The sequence below is a fragment of the Streptomyces sp. NPDC028289 genome (assembly GCF_055565975.1).
Genome location: NZ_JBVHTI010000008.1, coordinates 206523 through 222500 on the forward strand (window position 1 = coordinate 206523; position 15978 = coordinate 222500).

General features: G+C 75.1%; 9 protein-coding genes. 1 reads left to right on the forward strand and 8 read right to left on the reverse strand.

The annotated features are described in order from the left end of the window. Positions 1–99: 99 nt before the first annotated feature. Entirely contained in the window at positions 100–1224 is a 1125-nt protein-coding gene (locus tag ACZ4UV_RS37500) for an XdhC family protein (protein ID WP_467844190.1), read from the forward strand. On the opposite strand, the gene ACZ4UV_RS37505 is transcribed toward ACZ4UV_RS37500, so the two are convergent. The 8 genes from ACZ4UV_RS37505 to ACZ4UV_RS37540 are packed head-to-tail and all read right to left on the reverse strand — an operon-like array spanning position 1147 to position 15972. Next, positions 1147–2448 carry an MFS transporter gene (locus ACZ4UV_RS37505; protein WP_467844193.1) on the reverse strand — a complete coding sequence of 434 codons (1302 nt, stop codon included), beginning with the start codon at positions 2446–2448 and terminating at the stop codon, positions 1147–1149. The two genes, ACZ4UV_RS37500 and ACZ4UV_RS37505, sit on opposite strands and share 78 nt — an antisense overlap. Continuing rightward, positions 2445–3515, reverse strand: coding sequence for a GntG family PLP-dependent aldolase (locus ACZ4UV_RS37510; RefSeq protein WP_467844195.1), 1071 nt, complete (start codon positions 3513–3515; stop codon positions 2445–2447). The genes ACZ4UV_RS37505 and ACZ4UV_RS37510 overlap by 4 nt, the downstream gene beginning before the upstream one ends. Positions 3516–3528: 13 nt before the next feature. Beyond that, on the reverse strand, positions 3529–5004 hold the full coding sequence (locus ACZ4UV_RS37515; protein WP_467844198.1) for a lyase family protein: 1476 nt from the start codon (positions 5002–5004) through the stop codon (positions 3529–3531). Continuing rightward, on the reverse strand, positions 5001–6239 hold the full coding sequence (locus ACZ4UV_RS37520) for an ATP-grasp domain-containing protein (RefSeq protein ID WP_467844201.1): 1239 nt from the start codon (positions 6237–6239) through the stop codon (positions 5001–5003). The genes ACZ4UV_RS37515 and ACZ4UV_RS37520 overlap by 4 nt, the downstream gene beginning before the upstream one ends. Further along, the gene (locus tag ACZ4UV_RS37525; protein WP_467844204.1) at positions 6236–7312 is read right to left on the reverse strand and encodes a pyridoxal-phosphate dependent enzyme; all 1077 of its coding nucleotides are present in this window, start codon (positions 7310–7312) and stop codon (positions 6236–6238) included. Before ACZ4UV_RS37525 ends, ACZ4UV_RS37520 begins: the two co-directional genes overlap by 4 nt. Before the next feature lie 14 nt (positions 7313–7326). After that, complete coding sequence (locus ACZ4UV_RS37530; protein ID WP_390047211.1) at positions 7327–8241, reverse strand: GHMP family kinase ATP-binding protein; 915 nt, start codon at positions 8239–8241, stop codon at positions 7327–7329. A 52-nt stretch (positions 8242–8293) separates the two neighbouring features. Further along, positions 8294–12724, reverse strand: coding sequence for an amino acid adenylation domain-containing protein (locus ACZ4UV_RS37535; RefSeq protein ID WP_467844208.1), 4431 nt, complete (start codon positions 12722–12724; stop codon positions 8294–8296). Continuing rightward, positions 12721–15972, reverse strand: a complete 3252-nt coding sequence (locus ACZ4UV_RS37540; protein ID WP_467844211.1) for a non-ribosomal peptide synthetase — start codon at positions 15970–15972, stop codon at positions 12721–12723. Before ACZ4UV_RS37540 ends, ACZ4UV_RS37535 begins: the two co-directional genes overlap by 4 nt. Between the last annotated feature and the right edge of the window lie 6 nt (positions 15973–15978).

The window sequence follows — 15978 nt, forward strand, 5'->3', positions numbered from 1 at the left end:
GCCGGTACCGGCCGGGCGCGGGGCCCCGGCCGTGACCGCGGCCCGCCGATCCGGCCCGCCCGCCCGCCCCACGAGCACCGCGTACGAGAAGAGCCCCCCGTGCTGAACATCGCCCCCGCCCTCGCCGCCTGGTGCCGCGCCGACCGCCCCTTCGCCGTGGCCACGGTGATCGATGCCACCGGCAGCACACCGCTGCCGGTGGGCACGTCCATGGCCGTAGACGCCGACAGGCGGGTGGCGGGGAGTGTCTCCGGCGGGTGCGTGGACGCGGCCGTCCACGAGCTGTGCCGACAGCAACTGGAGGAGGACGGAACCCCGGAGGAGGCGCACTTCGACTCCTCCGACACCGACGCCTGGGCGGCCGGCCTGATGTGCGGCGGCGGCATCCGCGTCCACGTCCAGCGCGTCCACCCGGCCGACCGGCACCACCTGGCGGCCACGCTCACCGCGGCGGCCGAGGGGCGGACCGTGGGCCTGCTGCAGATCACCCGGAGCGCCGACCCGACGCTGGCGGGCCGCGTCCTGCCGCTGTCCGACGACGGGACCTCCGCTCTCGCCGGGCCGGTGCCGCCGCGTCTGGCCGCGCTCGCCTCCGGCGTCCACCGCACCGGCGTCACCGGGCTCGTGCGGACCCCCGAGGGCGCCGACTGCTCCGGTGCCGAAGCGCTGGTGCACACCCGCAGACCCGCCCCGCGGATGCTCGTCTTCGGAGCGGTGGAGTTCGCCGACGCCCTCACCCAGGCGGGCCGCTTCCTCGGCTACCACGTCACGTTGTGCGACGCCCGCCCGGTCTTCGCCACGGCCGAGCGGTTCCCCCACGCGCACCGCGTCGTCACCGACTGGCCGCACCGGTTCCTCGCCGCCACCGCCACCGACGAACGCACCGTGGTGTGCGTGCTCACCCACGACCCCCGGTTCGACATCCCGCTGCTGCGCGACGCGCTCCGGCGCCCGCTCGGCTACGTCGGCGCCATGGGGTCGCGCCGCACCCACGCCCGCCGCCTCGAACTCCTGCGTGCGGAAGGGGTCGGGCCCGACGCCCTCGCCCGGCTGAACGCGCCGATCGGGCTCGACCTCGGCGCCACGACCCCGCAGGAGACGGCGGTGTCCATCGTCGCCGAGATCCTCGCCCGCACCCGCGGCCGGTCAGGCACCCCGCTCGGCGGCACCACCGGCCCCATCCACCCCCGGGCCGGCGAAGTCGCGCATCCCGCGCAGCGGTGAGCACACCACCCACACCGCGGCCAGGCAGGTGCCGCAGGCCGCGATCCACAGGGTGCCCCTGATCCCCGCCGCCGACCCGCCGAGCACGCCCCCGGCCAGCGCGCCCACGGTCATCGCGCCGAAACCGACGAAGCGCACCGAGGCGTTCACCCGGGCCAGCATCGTCTCGGGGCACACCACCTGCCGGTAGCTGACCTGGGCGACGTTGTACACGACGACGCCGTACCCGGTGACGAGGAACCCGGCCAGGGCCGGGACGAGCAGCACCCCGCGCCCCGCGAGCGGCACCAGGAGCAGGGCCGGGAAGGTGACCAGCGGTACCAGCCACACCGCGCGGGCCTGGCCGACGCGGCGCACGACGCGGTACGCCGAGAGCGCCCCGAGCACCCCGCCCAGGCCCAGCACGCTCAGGACGGCCCCGACGGCGGAGCCGGGGAGGCCGAGCACCCCGGTCAGGAAGAGGACCTGCACGGCGCTGAGCACCCCGGCGAAGAGGTTCGCGGTCGCCGTGCAGGCGGTGATGGCCAGCAGCGGGCGGCTGCGGACCAGGAACCGCAGTCCGGCCCGTATCTCGGCGGGCAGCCGCCGGTCGGTGCCTTCGGCGGGGTGCGCCGGGTCCGCCTCACGGACCCGGCGCAGCAGCAGGGTCGACGCCAGATAGCCGAGGGCCGTGGCCAGCACCGGCAGGGCGGGCCCGGCGAGCTGGGCGAACGCGCCGCCCACGCCGGGCCCGGTGATCTGGGCGAGGGACTGGCTGGACTGGAGACGGGCGTTGCCCTGGAGCAGACGGTCGCGGCCGACCAGGGCGGGGAGGTGGGACTGGTAGGCGACGTCGAACAGGACGGCGAGGACACCGCACACCAGGGCCACGGCGATCAGCTGGCCGACCGTGAGCAGGCCGGCCCACCAGGCCACCGGGATCGTGCAGAGCAGCAGCGCCCGGCCGGTGTTGGCGCGCCGCATCAGCAACCGCTGCCGGGCCCGGGCCACCCACACCCCCGCCGGGAGCCCGATCAGCAGGTAGCCGGTCGTCTCCGCGGCGCTCAGCAGGCCCATTTCCAGCGGGGTCGCCGCCAGAGTGGTGGCGGCCAGCAGCGGCAGCAGCGCGTTGCCGACGTACGTGCCGAACTGACTGACCGTCTCCGCCGCCCAGAACAACCGGAACGCGTGGTGATCGCGGAGCGCGGCCGACGGCGGCGCGGGCGCGGTGACCTGCTCGCTCACCACCGGGCCCCGGGCGCGGTGGCCATGACGTCCGCGAGCACCGTCACGGCCCGGTCGACGTCGGCGGCGGTGACCCCGGAGTGGGTGACCGCGCGGATGCGGCCCCGCCCCAGTTCCGCGAGGTGCACGCCGTGGGCGCGCGCGCCCTCGATGAGGGAGTCGGTGGTGTGGGCGGTGCGGTCGGTGTCCACGGTGAAGAACACCATGTTGGTGCGCGGGGGTTCGGCGTCCAGGCGCAGTCCGGGGATCCCGGCGAGACCGTCGGCGAGCCGGCGTGCGTGGGCGTGGTCGTCGGCGAGCCGGTCGATCATCTCGGTCAGGGCGACGATCCCGCACGCCGCGATCATGCCGGCCTGACGCATCCCCCCGCCGAGCATCTTGCGGTACCGGCGGGCGTCGGCGATGGACTCCTCGTCCCCGACGAGCATCGACCCGATCGGGGCGGACAGCCCCTTGGACAGGCAGAACTGGACGGTGTCCGCCGGGGCTGCGATGTCGGCGGCCGGCACACCGAGGGCGAGGGCCGCGTTGAACACGCGGGCCCCGTCCAGGTGCAGGGCGACGCCGTGCGCGCGGGCCAGGGAGCCGGCCGCCGCGAGGTAGCCGGTGTCGAGGGGGATTCCGCCGAGACGGTTGTTCGGCGTCTCCAGGCAGAGCACCGCGGGCAGCGCGAACTGCGGGTCCTCCCGGTCGACGTCGAAGGCGTCCGCCACCGCGGCCAGCGGCAGGGTGCCGTCCGCGGCGGCGGGGACGGGTTCGTAGACGAGGCCGCCGAACACCGAGGCGCCGCCCGCCTCGTAGACGTAGATGTCGGACTCGGCGCCGACGACGGCCTTGCCGCCGCGCGGGCCGTGGGTGAGCAGCGCGGCGAGGTTCGCCATCGTGCCGCTGGGCATCAGCACACCGGCCGCCTTGCCCAGCAGCTTCGCCGACATCTCCTCCAGTTCCCGTACGGTCGGGTCCTCGCCGTAGACGTCGTCGCCGAGGCGGGCCGCCCTGGCGGCGTCGAGCATGTGGGGGGTGGGCAGGGTGAAGGTGTCACTGCGCAGTTCAACGACGTGGCTCATGGGTGGGGCTCCCTCACGGTCGGCGGATCAGGGCGGACACGGCGTCGCCGAGGCTGCGTTCGGCGGTCGCCCAGTGGGCGCGGCGGGCCTCCGCGGCGGCGGCGAGCCGGTCGAGCTCGGCGTCGGAGTCGTCGAGGGCCGCGGTCACGGACGCCGGGGCGGGGCCGCCTCCGGCGCCCGCCGCGGCGGCGATCGACGCCGGGTCCAGGGCGTCGAGCAGGGCCCGGGGCCGGTCGCCGAGGTGCGCGGCGGCGGTGTCCTCGAAGGTGCGGCCGGTCGCGAGGGCCATGGTGCTGATCTCGCCCACCGTGTGGTGCGCCGTGCGGAACGGCACCCCCGCCACGACCAGGCGCTCGGCCAGCGCGGTGGCCGCCGTGTGCCCGTCCGTCGCGCGCCGCAGCATGAGGCCGGGGTCGGGCTCCGCGCCCTCGAACATGAGCCGCAGCAGCACCACGGCGTCGGTGGTGGCCTCCAGAGCCGGCCACAGATGACCGACCGCCTCGGTGCCGACGGCGATGGCGTTGGTGTAGCGCGCCGTCGACATCGCCGCGGTCGCCGCGGTGAGCGCGCCGAGCGCGGCGGCCGCCTTGCCCTGGACGTTCTCCAGCAGGAACGGGTTGCGTTTCTGCGGCATCATCGAGCTGCTGCCGACCAGGTCGTCGGGCAGCAGGAGCAGGGGGTTCTCGGCGCTGGTCCAGGACTGCAGGTCGTGCGCGGTCCGGGTCAGGAGCACACCGAGGACGGTGCAGGCGGCGAGCAGCCGTAGCACCACGTCCCGCGAGGCCACCGCGTGCAGGGAGTTGGTCAGGGGCGCGGTGAACCCGAGCAGTTCGGTGGTGCGCGCCGGGTCGACGGGCAGGGTGGTCCCCCCGGTGGCGCCCGCGCCGAGGGGGTTCTCGCCCAGTTCGCGTCCGGCGTGCTCCAAGTGGTCCATGTCCCGTACGAGAGCGGCGGCCACCCCGGCGAGGTAGTGGCCGTAGGTGATGGGGACGGCGGGCTGGTGGTGGGTGTACGCGGGCATGACGGTGGTGCTCCAGCGGCGGCCCCGCTCCACGAGGACCCGGCCCAGCGTGTCGGTCTCGGTCAGCAGCCGGTCGTAGGGGCGCCGCAACTGGAGCCTGACGACGGTGGCGTTGAGGTCGTTGCGGGACCGGCCGCTGTGCAGGACGCCGCCGGTCTCCTCGCCCAGGGTGTCCACGAGGTAGCCCTCGTAGGCGAGGTAGCGGCCCCGGGGCGCGGGCAGATGGCGCAGGGGGGCGAAGTCGGCGGCGCGGAGTTCCTCGATGCCGGAGAGCAGCCGGGCGGCGGTCGCGCGCTCGATGACCCCCCGCTCGGTGAGCATGACCACGTGGGCGCGGTCCACCTCGCTGGTGGGCCTCAGTTCGGCGGCCACCGGGTCCGGAGGGACCCGGAGGTGCCGGTCGAAGAGGATGTCCGCCGCCGCCGGTGTCACGGCGGAGGACAGACGTCCGGTGACGGAGACGGTCATGCGGTGTCCTCCGGGGCGGTTCGGGCGCGCAGGGAGGTGCGCAGCAGGGTCAGGGCCGCGTCGGCGGCCCGTGCGGCGGCCGACGCGTCGGGGGCGGTGGCGAGGGCGTGGCCGACCCGGTCGCGGTGGTCGTGCCGCGGTGCGAGCGGCACGTCCCTGGTCCCGGTGAGGACCGTGGCCGTGACGTGGGGCGGCGGATCGTCGAGGGCAGCGGACGGCTCGCCGAGCACGGAGGGTTCGTCGACCACGAGGAAGCGGAGACTGGAGTGGTGCGCGGAGCGGGCCGCCAGGTCGGGGCGGTGGCCGAGGGCCGCCCCGACCTGGGCGCCGACCAGGTCGATGCCGAGGGCGGTCCGCACCAGCTCGGGGATCATGCCGCCCGCGAGCCGCGGGTTGACCTCGATGACCACGGGGCCCCGGGCGGCCAGGCGCAGTTCGACGTGGGCCGCGCCGTGCCCGAGGCCGAGCGCCTCGACCGCGGCCACGGCCGTGTCGGCCAGCGACCGTGCCGTGGCGTCCGGCACCGGAGCGGGGACGTCGTGCCCGGTCTCGACGAAGTAGGGGGCGGCGCCGAGGTGTTTGCCCACGACGGTGACGGGGGTGCGCCCGAACACCTCGACCGAGAACTCCGGACCGTCCACGTACTCCTCGACGAGGAGACCGGGCACGGTCGGGATGCCGCGCTCGTTGTGGGTGCGGGCCAGCAGCAGGGCGGCGTGCTCGGCGGCCTCCGCGAGACTGCCGCACAGCCGCACCCCGGTGCTGCCGGACCCGTCGGCGGGCTTGAGGACCGCCGGCAGTCCGGTGTGCCGTACGGCGGAGAGGGCCGCGTCGGCGTCGGTCACCAGGGTCTGGGCGGCCACCGGCACGCCCCGCGCGGCGAGCGCGGCCCGCTGACGGCCCTTGTGCCGGCAGCGGATCACCGCCTGCGGGTCGGGTCCCGGCAGGCCGAGAGCGCGCGCGGCCTCGGCGGCGACGGGGACGAAGTAGTCAGAACTGGTGGTCACCCCGGCCGGGGGACCCGCGTCGAGCGAGGCGATCGCGTCGAGGACCGAGTCGGCGCTCGACGTGTCGGCCTCGACCACGGCGATCTCCTCGGCGCGGGCGTAGCCGTAGCGGGCCGGATCCTCGGCGAGCAGCACCGGCCGGACACCGAGATCCCGGGCGCGCCGTGCGAACAGGGGGCCGGTGCCGGAGGTGTTGGACTCCACCAGGACCAGGAAGGGATCGGTCACAGGTCCTCCACGGGTGCGGGGCCGGAGCGGCCGGCGCCGTCGCGGGTGGCGTCGTCGAGGGAGCGGCGGCGCCAGTGCATGCGCGCCCACCCTCCGACGGCGTCGTGCGGATCGGTGACGGTGCGGGGAGCGGGGGCGGCCGGCGCGTCGAGCAGCCCCCGCTCCGCCAGCCACTCGTCCTGGTAGACCGTCTCCTGGTACCGGTGTCCCTCGTCCGGCAGGAACGCGACCACCTGCGCGTCGGGGTTGCGTTCGGCGTACCAGCGGGCGACCAGGAAGGACGCGCCGCTGGTGGGGCCCATGTAGAGGGCGTGCAGGGCGTGCAGTTCACGGGTGGCCCGGAAGACCTCCGCGGGGCCCGCCCAGTGCACCTCGTCGTAGGCGTCGTGGCTGACGTTGGGCGGGACCAGGCTGTTGCCGAGGCCGCGCACCACGCGCGGCCCGTCGACCTGGCCGAAGATGGCGCTGGGCGAGGTGTCCACGCCGATCAGGCGCATCTGCGGCTGGAGCAGCCGCAGGAAGGCCGCGGTGCCTCCGGTCGACCCGCCGGAACCGACCGGTCCGACCAGGCAGTCCACGGCACCGACGGTCTCCGCGATCTGCTCGGCCACGGCGGCGTAGGCGTTGGGGTTGTCGGGGTTGTGGTACTGGCCGGGGACGTAGTGGTCGGGGTACAGGGCCCGCAGTTCCTCCAGCCGGTCGAGGCGGGCCTGCTGGAAGCCGCCGTTGGGGCTGGGCTCGGCGCAGATCTCGACCTGGGCGCCCAGTTCGCCCAGCCTGCGGCGCAGGGCCGGGTCGATGGCCGGGTCGCCGACGATGACCAGGGGGTAGCCGCGCAGCCGGCACACCATCGCGAGCCCCAGGGCGAAGGTGCCCGAGGACGTCTCCAGGACCGTGGTGCCGGGGGCGAGTTCGCCGCGCTGCTCGGCCCGGTCGATCATGAAGCGGGCCGGGAGCAGTTTCATCAGGGTGAACGCGGCCACGCAGAGGTTGGGGCCGATCCGTATGAGCCGCGGCAGGACGGTCGCCTCGACGACCGACGCACTGGCCGCGGGCAGAGTGGATGATCGCATGCTCTCCGTTCTCATCATGTCGTCGTGAAGTGCCAGGTGTCGTCGATGCCCAGGGCGGCCAGGCGCTTGCGGGCGCCGTCGGTGCGGGCGGCGAGGTCGGGCAGGGCGGGGTCGAAGAGGAGCCCGGCCACGTCACCGCTGTGCGCGACCTGGAGCCCGGCCGCGCCCACCGCCTCGCTGACCCGCAGGAGGTCGGTGAGCCCGGGGACCGGAAGATGGCGCTGGTTGATCCTGGCGCTGGCGGTGGCCACCCTGCCGAGCAGGGCGACGTCACCGGTGCGGATGGCACGGCGGACCGTGCCCAGCAGGGGGCGGAACGCCTCGATCTCCCACACCGAGTAGCGCGCGGGCGGCAGGGTCAGGGTGTCGGTGCCCAGGCTGTCCGCGCTGGTGCCGAAGCCCAGCACGGCCAGCGGCATCAGCGGCCCGCCCATGTCCTCGATGACCTCGCCCTCGCGGTGCGCGAACAGGACGGTCCGGTGCGGGTACATGAGCGCGTCGGACGCGGTCTCGGCCGCGACGGCCAGGGCGGCGTACTGCGCGGGGCTGGGGCGGCGACCGGCGGCCTCGTAGACGGCGCCGATGGTCGCCACGACGTCCGCGGTGGACGAGCCGAAACCACGGCTGGGCGGGATGTTGCTGGTCAGACTGAGGGTTCCGCCGGCGGGCACGCCGCCCAGCGAGCGCAGGGTCAGCTCGGCGGCCCGGCGCGCCTTGGTCCGCCACGGGTCACGCATGACGATCCCGGTCGCGGTGTCGGACGGCTCGAAGACGGCGTGGGACTCGTAGAGGGGGCAGGGCAGGGTGATCAGGGCGCGGCGCAGGCGTCCGTCGGACTCGAAGACGCCCTGGAGGATCTCTCCGTGGTGGCCCACGCTGTGGTGGGCTCCGCGGACACGGACCGCCGTCCCGGCCGGGCCTGTGGACATGTCGTGCAGCATGGCTTCCCTCAGGGTTGGTGGATGGGGGCGCCGGTGCGGGTCACGCGCGGCCGGTGGGCTGCGGCGCGAGAGGGCGGTCCGGCCGTACGGGCAGGGTGGGCACCGCCGTGAAGCGGGCGGGGATCTGGTAGTCGGGCAGGGACTCGGAGAGGAAATCGATCAGTTCGTCGCCGTCGGGGACGGCGGAGCCGGTGCGCGGCACGAGGTAGGCGTGGAGTTCGCCGTCGGCCGTGACGACGGCCGCCTCGGCGATCTGGCGGTGGGCGGTGAGGCGGGTGCGGGTCTCGTAGGGCGCGACGCGGAAGCCCGAGACGGTCGGCCAGGACCCGGCCGTGCCCAGGATCTCGAAGCCGTCGTGGACGGTGTGCCGGGCCCGGTGGCCGGTGGGCACGAGCCCGGAGGCGTCGCCGTGGGCGAGGTGGAGTTCACCGGGGACCCCGGCGGGCAGCGGCTCCCCGCGGGAGTCGAGCACGGCGGCCGTGACACCGGGCACCGGGTGACCGACCGGTACGACGACCGCGGCGGGTTCCGGGGCCGGGCCGAGCGGCCGGTACAGCGCCAGCGGCACCTCGGCGGTCCCGAACCCGGCCGCGAGGCGGACACCGACGGGCTCCCGCAGCGCGGTGGGGTCCAGGTCGGGACCGAGGGCGAGGACCGCCTCGGCGCCCCGGGCCAGGGCGTCACGGTGGTGGGCGAACAGCGTGGTGACGGTGGTGTCGGGCAGGAGCAGCGCGGAGAACGGTTCCTGACGGCCGGCCAGGAGCCCGGCCAGCGCGGCGGGGGAGTGCGGCGCTGTCTCCGGGACGACGAGCGTGCCGCCGCGGGCCAGTGTGGTCCACACCTGGAGCAGGAAGAGCGCGCTGTCGGTCGCGGCGCTCTGGAGGACCTGCCCCGCACCGAAGCCGAGGTCGTCGAGGGCGCCGAGGGCGCCGGTGAGCGCACTGCGGGTGATCCCCGCCTCGCCGACCAGGGCCAGGACGTCGTCTCCGGACGGCCGGAAGCGCGTCTCCGGGCCGTCCGGCACGACCGCCGGGCCCGTCGCCGGCGTCCCGGTGAAGAGGGTCTCCGTGGCCGCCGGTTCGGCGCCGGGCGCCAGCACCCGCGCCGGGGCGCCGGTACGGGCGGCGGCCAGCAGCGCGGCGACGAGGTCGGCGCCGGGGTCCAGCCGCAGCGCGACGGGATGCCCGGGGCCGGCCCCCTGCCGGGACAGCGCCTCCGCCAGACGGCCGGCGCGCAGACCCAGTTCGCGGTAGGTCACGGAGCCGGAGTGCGTCCTGACGGCCGGCGCGTCCGGGTGCTCCGTGACGCACCGCTCCGCCAGGTCCACGACCGTGGCCTCGGCGGACCCGGCCCCGGCGGTGCTCGCCGTGGCCGCCCCGGTCAGCGGGAACCGGGACACCGGCAGGTCGGGCTCGTCGAGCGCGGCGCGCAGCAGGTCGAGGTAGGCGCGGACCATGCTGCGCATCGTGTCCGCGTCGAAGAGGTCGGTGGCGTACTCCCAGATGATCGTCAGCGCGTCGTCCTCGCTGCTGGGGCGCTTGCCCACCCGCTGCTCGGCGCGCGGGATCGCGACGATGTTCAGGTCCGCCTTCGCCGACCCGTTGTGCTCCATGCGCACCTCGCCGCGCAGCCCGGCGAAGTCCAGGTCGGGGACGGCGGAGTCGTGGAAGCTGAACATCGCCGAGAACAGCGGGTTGCGCGAGAGGTCACGCGCCGGGGCGACGGCCTTGACGAGCTTCTGCAGCGGCACGTCCTGCCACGCGTACCCCTCCACCGCCGTGTCGTGGACCCGCGCGAGGAGCTGCCGGAACGTCGGGTCGTCCTCCAGACGGACCCTCAGCGGCACCGTGTTGACCATCATCCCGATCAGCCGCTCGGCCTCGGCGAGCCTGCGGTTGGCCACCCCGACGCCCAGCACGAAGTCGGTCTGGTCCGCGTACCGCGACAGCAGGGCGGCGAACGCGGTCAGCATCGTCGAGTAGAGGGTGACGCCGAACTTCCTGGCCCCTTCGCGCAGCCGCTTGTACTCGTCCGGTTCCAGGGTCACCCGTACGACGTCGCCGCGGAAGGTGAACTCCGGCGGGCGGGGCCGGTCGGTGGGCAGTTCGAGGGCGGGCGGGGCCCCGTCCAGAACCCGCGCCCAGTGACCGAGGTAGCGGTCCATGACGGGGCCGTCCAGCCAGGACCGCTGCCAGGCGGCGAGGTCGGCGAACTGGAACCGCGGCTCCGGCGGAGCCTCCGTGCCCTCGGCGAACACGGAGTACAGACGGGTCAGTTCACCGACGAAGACCGCGAACGACCAGCCGTCGTGCACCAGATGGTGCTCCACGTGGATCAGCCGGTACGCCTCGGGCGCGTCCTTGGTCACGACCCAGCGGGCCAGCGGAGGCTTCTCCATGTCGAACGGCTGGGCCTGCTCTCGCGCCGACAACTCCTGCCATGCGCGCTCCCGTTCCTCCTCGGACAGGCCGGAGAGGTCCACCAGCGGCACCTCGATGTCGATCGCGTCCATCTCGACCGGGCACTGCACGGGCACCCCGTCGACCTCGCGGAACGCGGTGCGCAGGATCTCGTGCCGGCGCACCAGCTCGGTGAGGGCGGCCCGCAGCGCGGTCATGTCCAGGACGCCGCGCAGGGTCAGCGTGGCCTGCATCCGGTACGCCTGGTTGCTGGGCGAGAGTTGTTCGAGGAACCAGACCCGCTCCTGCGGGAAGGACAGCGGGATGGGCCGGGAACGGTCCGCGTGCCGCATCGGCGGCGGTGCGGGCACGGTCGCCGCCTCGTCGAGGGGAGCGCCGCTGTCGACGAGCGCGGCGATCTCGCGGGGGGTGGCGAGGCGGAAGAGGTGGGAGAGCGGGATGTCGGTGCCGAGGTCGGTGCGGATGCGGGCGGCGAGACGCCCGACGAGCAGGGAGTGGCCGCCCAGTTGGAAGAAGTCGTCGGTGGCGCCGGCCGGGGTGCCGCCGAGCAGTTCCGACATCAGGGCGGCGACCGCGGCCTCGGTGGGCGTGGCCGGCTCGTCGCCCTGACTCACCTCGGACTTGTACGGCGACGGCAGCGCCTCCCGGTCCACCTTGCCGCTCGGCGTCAGGGGCAGCGCGGGCAGCGCGACCATGGTGGACGGCACCATGTGCGCGGGCAGGGTGCGCGCGCACCAGGCCCGCAGGTCGGCGGGGTGCGCCTCGTCGACCGGGGTGGCCACGTAGCCGACCAGGACGGTGCCCCGCGCGACGACGACGGCGTCGGAGACCGCCGGGTGCGCGCGCAGCACCTCGGCGATCTCGCCCGGCTCGACGCGGAAGCCCCGGATCTTGACCTGGTGGTCGGCGCGCCCGGCGTAGAGGTAGCGGCCGTCGGGCAGACGGCGGGCGAGGTCGCCGGTGCGGTAGGCGCGGCCGTCGGCGACGGGGACGTAGCGCTCCGCGGTCAGGGCGGGCCGGCCGAGGTAGCCGCGCGTCACCCCGGCGCCGGAGACGACGAGTTCACCGATCTCGCCGGGCCCCACCGGCAGCCCCGCCTTGTCGAGCAGGTCGATGCGCACACCCGGCAGCGGTCGCCCGATGTCGGGTGTCGCGGAACCGGTCACCTCGCCCGTGGTGGCCACGATGGAGATCTCGGTCGGCCCGTAGGCGTTGAAGACGCGCCGGCCCGGACTCCAGCGGGCCACGATCTCCGCGGGCAGCGCCTCCCCGCCGCACACCAGGGTGCGCAGCGCGGGGAGTTCGGCGTCGGGGAGCGCGGCGACCACCGACGGCGGCAGCAGGGTGAAGGTCACTCCGAGGCGGTCCATCAGGTCCACCAGACCGGGGCCCGGCACCACGCTCTCGGAATCGGCCAGGACCAGCGTCGCGCCGCCGGTCAGGGCGACACCGGTCTCCAGCACGGACGCGTCGAAGCTGGAGGGCGCGAACTGCAGGACGCGGTCGCCCGTCCCCACCCCCCACTCGGTCCGCATCCCGGCGATCGTGGCGGCGACGCTGCCGTGCTCGACCAGGACGCCCTTGGGCTTTCCGGTGGAGCCGGAGGTGTAGATGACGTAGGCGAGATCGCCGGGGCCCGCGGCGTCCAGGGGGACCGGGGCGGGGGAGCCGGCGGCGTCCGGGTCCAGCACGCGGACGTCCCCCGGCAGCCGGCGTGCCGCGCTCTCGTCGGCGATCACCAGGGAGACACCGGAGTCGCGCAGCATGTACTCCAGCCGGTCCTGCGGGTAGGACGGGTCCAGCGGCACCCAGGCGGCTCCGGCCCGCATCACGGCGAGCAGGGCGGTGGGCAGCGCGGGGCCGCGGCTGACGCAGACCCCGACGAGCGACCCGTGTCCGCCACCGGCGGCCACCAGCCGGTGGGCCAGCAGGGCCGAGCGGCGCTCCAGTTCGCCGTAGGTCAGGGTGCCGTCCGCCCACAGCAGCGCCGGCTCGTCGGGGGTACGCAGGGCGTGCTCAAGGAACGCCTCGTACAGCAGAGGAGTCTTCATCGCGTCGTACCTCGTTCGTTGTCCGCGGGGCTGGTGGCCGGGGAGAGGTCTGCGAGGAGCCGGTGCGCCTCGTCGTCGGACAGCGCCTCGATCTCGGCCAGGATCATGTCGTGGATGTACTCCGCCGTTCCGGCGACGGTCGGCCGCTCGAAGATCACGCTCAGCGGGAGCGGGACGTCGAACACCTGCCGCATCCGGTTGACGGCCCGGGTGGCGATCAGCGAGTGGCCGCCGAAGGAGAAGAAGTCGTCGAGGACGCCGATCCGGGGCACCGACAGCACCTCGGCCCAGATGTCGGCGACGGTCCTCTCGGTCTCGTCGCGGGGCGCGACGTACTCGTCCGTCTCGTGGTCCGCGGGGTCGGGATCGGGCAGCAGCGAGGGGCTGAGCTTGCCGCTGGCCGAACGGGGCAGCGCGGGCAGCACGGTGAGCGTGGTGGGCACGGCGTATCCGGGCAGCCGCGTGGACAGGTGCTCGCGCAGCTCGCGCACGGAGGTCGTGCCGCCGTCGAGGACGGCGTAGGCGGCCAGGCGCAGGTCGCCGGAGGCGGCGCGGCGGGTCACCACCGCGGCGTCCGTCACCGAGGGGTGCTCGCGCAGCGCGGCCTCCACCTCGCCCAGCTCCACCCGGACACCGCGCACCTTCACCTGGCGGTCCATCCGCTCCAGATAGGTGAAGGAGCCGTCCGGGTGCATCCGGCCGCGGTCCCCGGTCCGGTACACCCGCTCGCCGGGCCGGTAGGGGTGCGGGACGAAGGCGCCGGCGGTCTTGGCGGGATCGCCCAGGTAGCCGCGGGCCAGACCGGTCCCGGCGATGCACAGCTCGCCGGGGACGCCGGGCGGCAGCGGGGCGAGACGGTGGTCGAGGACCATGACCTCGTTGTTGTCCATGGGCCGTCCGAGGCTGACCGCGCCGCTCCCGTGGGTGTCCCGGGGGCCGCAGACGTGGAAGGTGGAGTCGATGGACACCTCGGTGGCGCCCCAGGTGTTGTCCAGGCTGACCGCGTCGCCGAACGCGGCGCGGAAGCGTTCCACGAGGGCCGGGCGCAGGGCCTCGCCGCTGGAGAGGACGCTGCGCAGGTTCCGGCGGAGCGCGGCGGTGTCGGCGGGGGTGAGTTCCTCCAGGAAGAGGTCCAGGACGCTGGGGACGAACTGCACGTGGACGGCGCGGTGGCGCACGGTCGCGTCGACCAGGGCGCGCGGGTCGCGGTGCAGCCCGGGCGGCAGCAGCGCGACCGTGCCGCCGGTGATCAGCGGCCAGAGGATCTCGACGGCGGCGTCGTCGAACGGCAGGGTCGTCTTGTGCAGGACCGTCTCGCCGGGGCGCAGGCCGTGCCTGTGCTGCATCCACGCCATGCGGTTGACCCAGCCGCGGTGGGTGCAGGCCACGCCCTTGGGGCGGCCGGTCGAGCCGGAGGTGTAGTAGACCGCGCACAGGTGGTCGGGGTGGACGGTCACGGACGGGGGCGCCGCCGCCTCCCGGGGGTCGACGCGGAGCGGGACGGCACCCGCGGCGGTGACCGGGTCGGCGTGCTCGCCGCCGATCAGGCAGACCGGCGCGCCGGCGTCGGTGAGCAGGGTGACGATCCGGGCGGCGGGCGTGGCCGTCTCGATCGGCAGATAGGCGCCGCCGGCCTTGAGGATGCCGAGCAGGCCGACGACCATCGCCACCGACCGGTCGATCAGCAGGCCCACCGGTACGTCCGGGCCGACCCCGTGGGCGGTCAGCCGACGGGCGACGGCGTTCGCCGCCGCCTCCAGGGCCGCGTAGCTCGTCGTGGCGCCGTCGGCGTCGACCAGGGCGACCGCGTGGGGCCGGGCGGCGGCACTGAGGGCCACCAGCTCGTGCAGGGTCTGCGCGGGCGTGTCGACGGCCGGACGCAGCACCAGCGCGCGCAGGGCGTCCTGTTCGGGCCCGGACAGCAGCGGGATGTCGTCCAGGAGCGTGTCGGGAGCCTCGGCGACGTGCCGCAACAGCCGCTCCAGCCAGGTGCCGAGCCGCTCCACGGTGGCGTCGTCGTACAGGTCGACGTCCCAGTTCACCCCGCACCACAGCCCGGCGGCGCCCTGCTCGAAGCTGACGCACAGGTCGTACTTGGCGCCGTGGTACGGCATCGGGAGGTCGGTCACGGTCAGGCCCGGCATCCGGGGCGAACGGCGGCGGCCGGTGCGGAAGTTGACGAGGATCTGGAACAGCGGGGTGCGGGACGGGTCACGTTCGGGGGCGCTCTCCTCCACCAGCCGGTCGAAGGGCACCTCCGCGTGCTCGAACGCGTCGAGCGCCACGTCCCGGAACTCCTCGACGAACCGGCGGAACGTCAGCCGCGGGCCCGGCCGGCCGCGCAGCGGCAGCATGTTGATGAGCAGGCCCAGCAGCCGCTCGGTCGCCGGGTCGTCGCGCCGCGCGTAGGTGGTGCCGGTGGTCACGTCCTGCCGCCCGGTGCTGCGGTACAGGACGGCCTGGACGGCGGCGCTCAGCAGCATCGCGGGTGTGGCTCCCGCGGAGCGGGCCAGCGCGGTCAGCGGCTCGGCGACCTTCGGCGGCAGCACGAACGCGGTCCGTGTCGCCCCCCGGCCCGCCCGTACGGCGGGGCGCGGACGGTCGGCGGGCAGTTCGAACGCGGTGAGGTCGGCCAGCGTCTCGCGCCAGTGTTCGAGCCCGGGGCTCCCGGGCCGCCCGGCCTCGGCGGCGCGGGCGTCGAGGCCGGCCGCCACGACGCGGTACGGCTCCGCGGGCGGGGGGACGGGGGAGGGGGCGCCGGTGGTGAAGGCCGTGTAGTCGGCGGCCAGTTCGTCGTAGACGAGGGCGCACGACCAGTCGTCGGCGGCGACGTGGTGGAGCGTGAGGACGAGGGTGTGCTCGCGGGCGCCGTGCCGGATCAGCAGGGCGCGCACGGGGAGTTCGGCGGCCAGGTCCATCGGGGTCGCCGCCTCCGCGGCGAGGGCGGCCTCCAGCGCCCCGGCGTCGCCGACCTCCGTCTCCCGCAGCCGGAACAGGCCGACGGGGCGGACCACGCCCACCGGTCCCGCCTCCGCGGCCAGCACGCCGGTGCGCAGCACCTCGTGACGGGCCACCAGGGCCTCGAGCGCACGGCGCAGGGCGTCACGGTCGAGCGGGCCGGCGAAGTGCAGACGGAGCGGGATGAGGTAGTCGGACGACGAACTGCTCATCTGGTCGACGAACCAGGTCCGTTCCTGGTCGCGGCTGAGCGGCACCTGGACCCCGGTGTGTCCGGGGGTGGCAGACATGGGCGA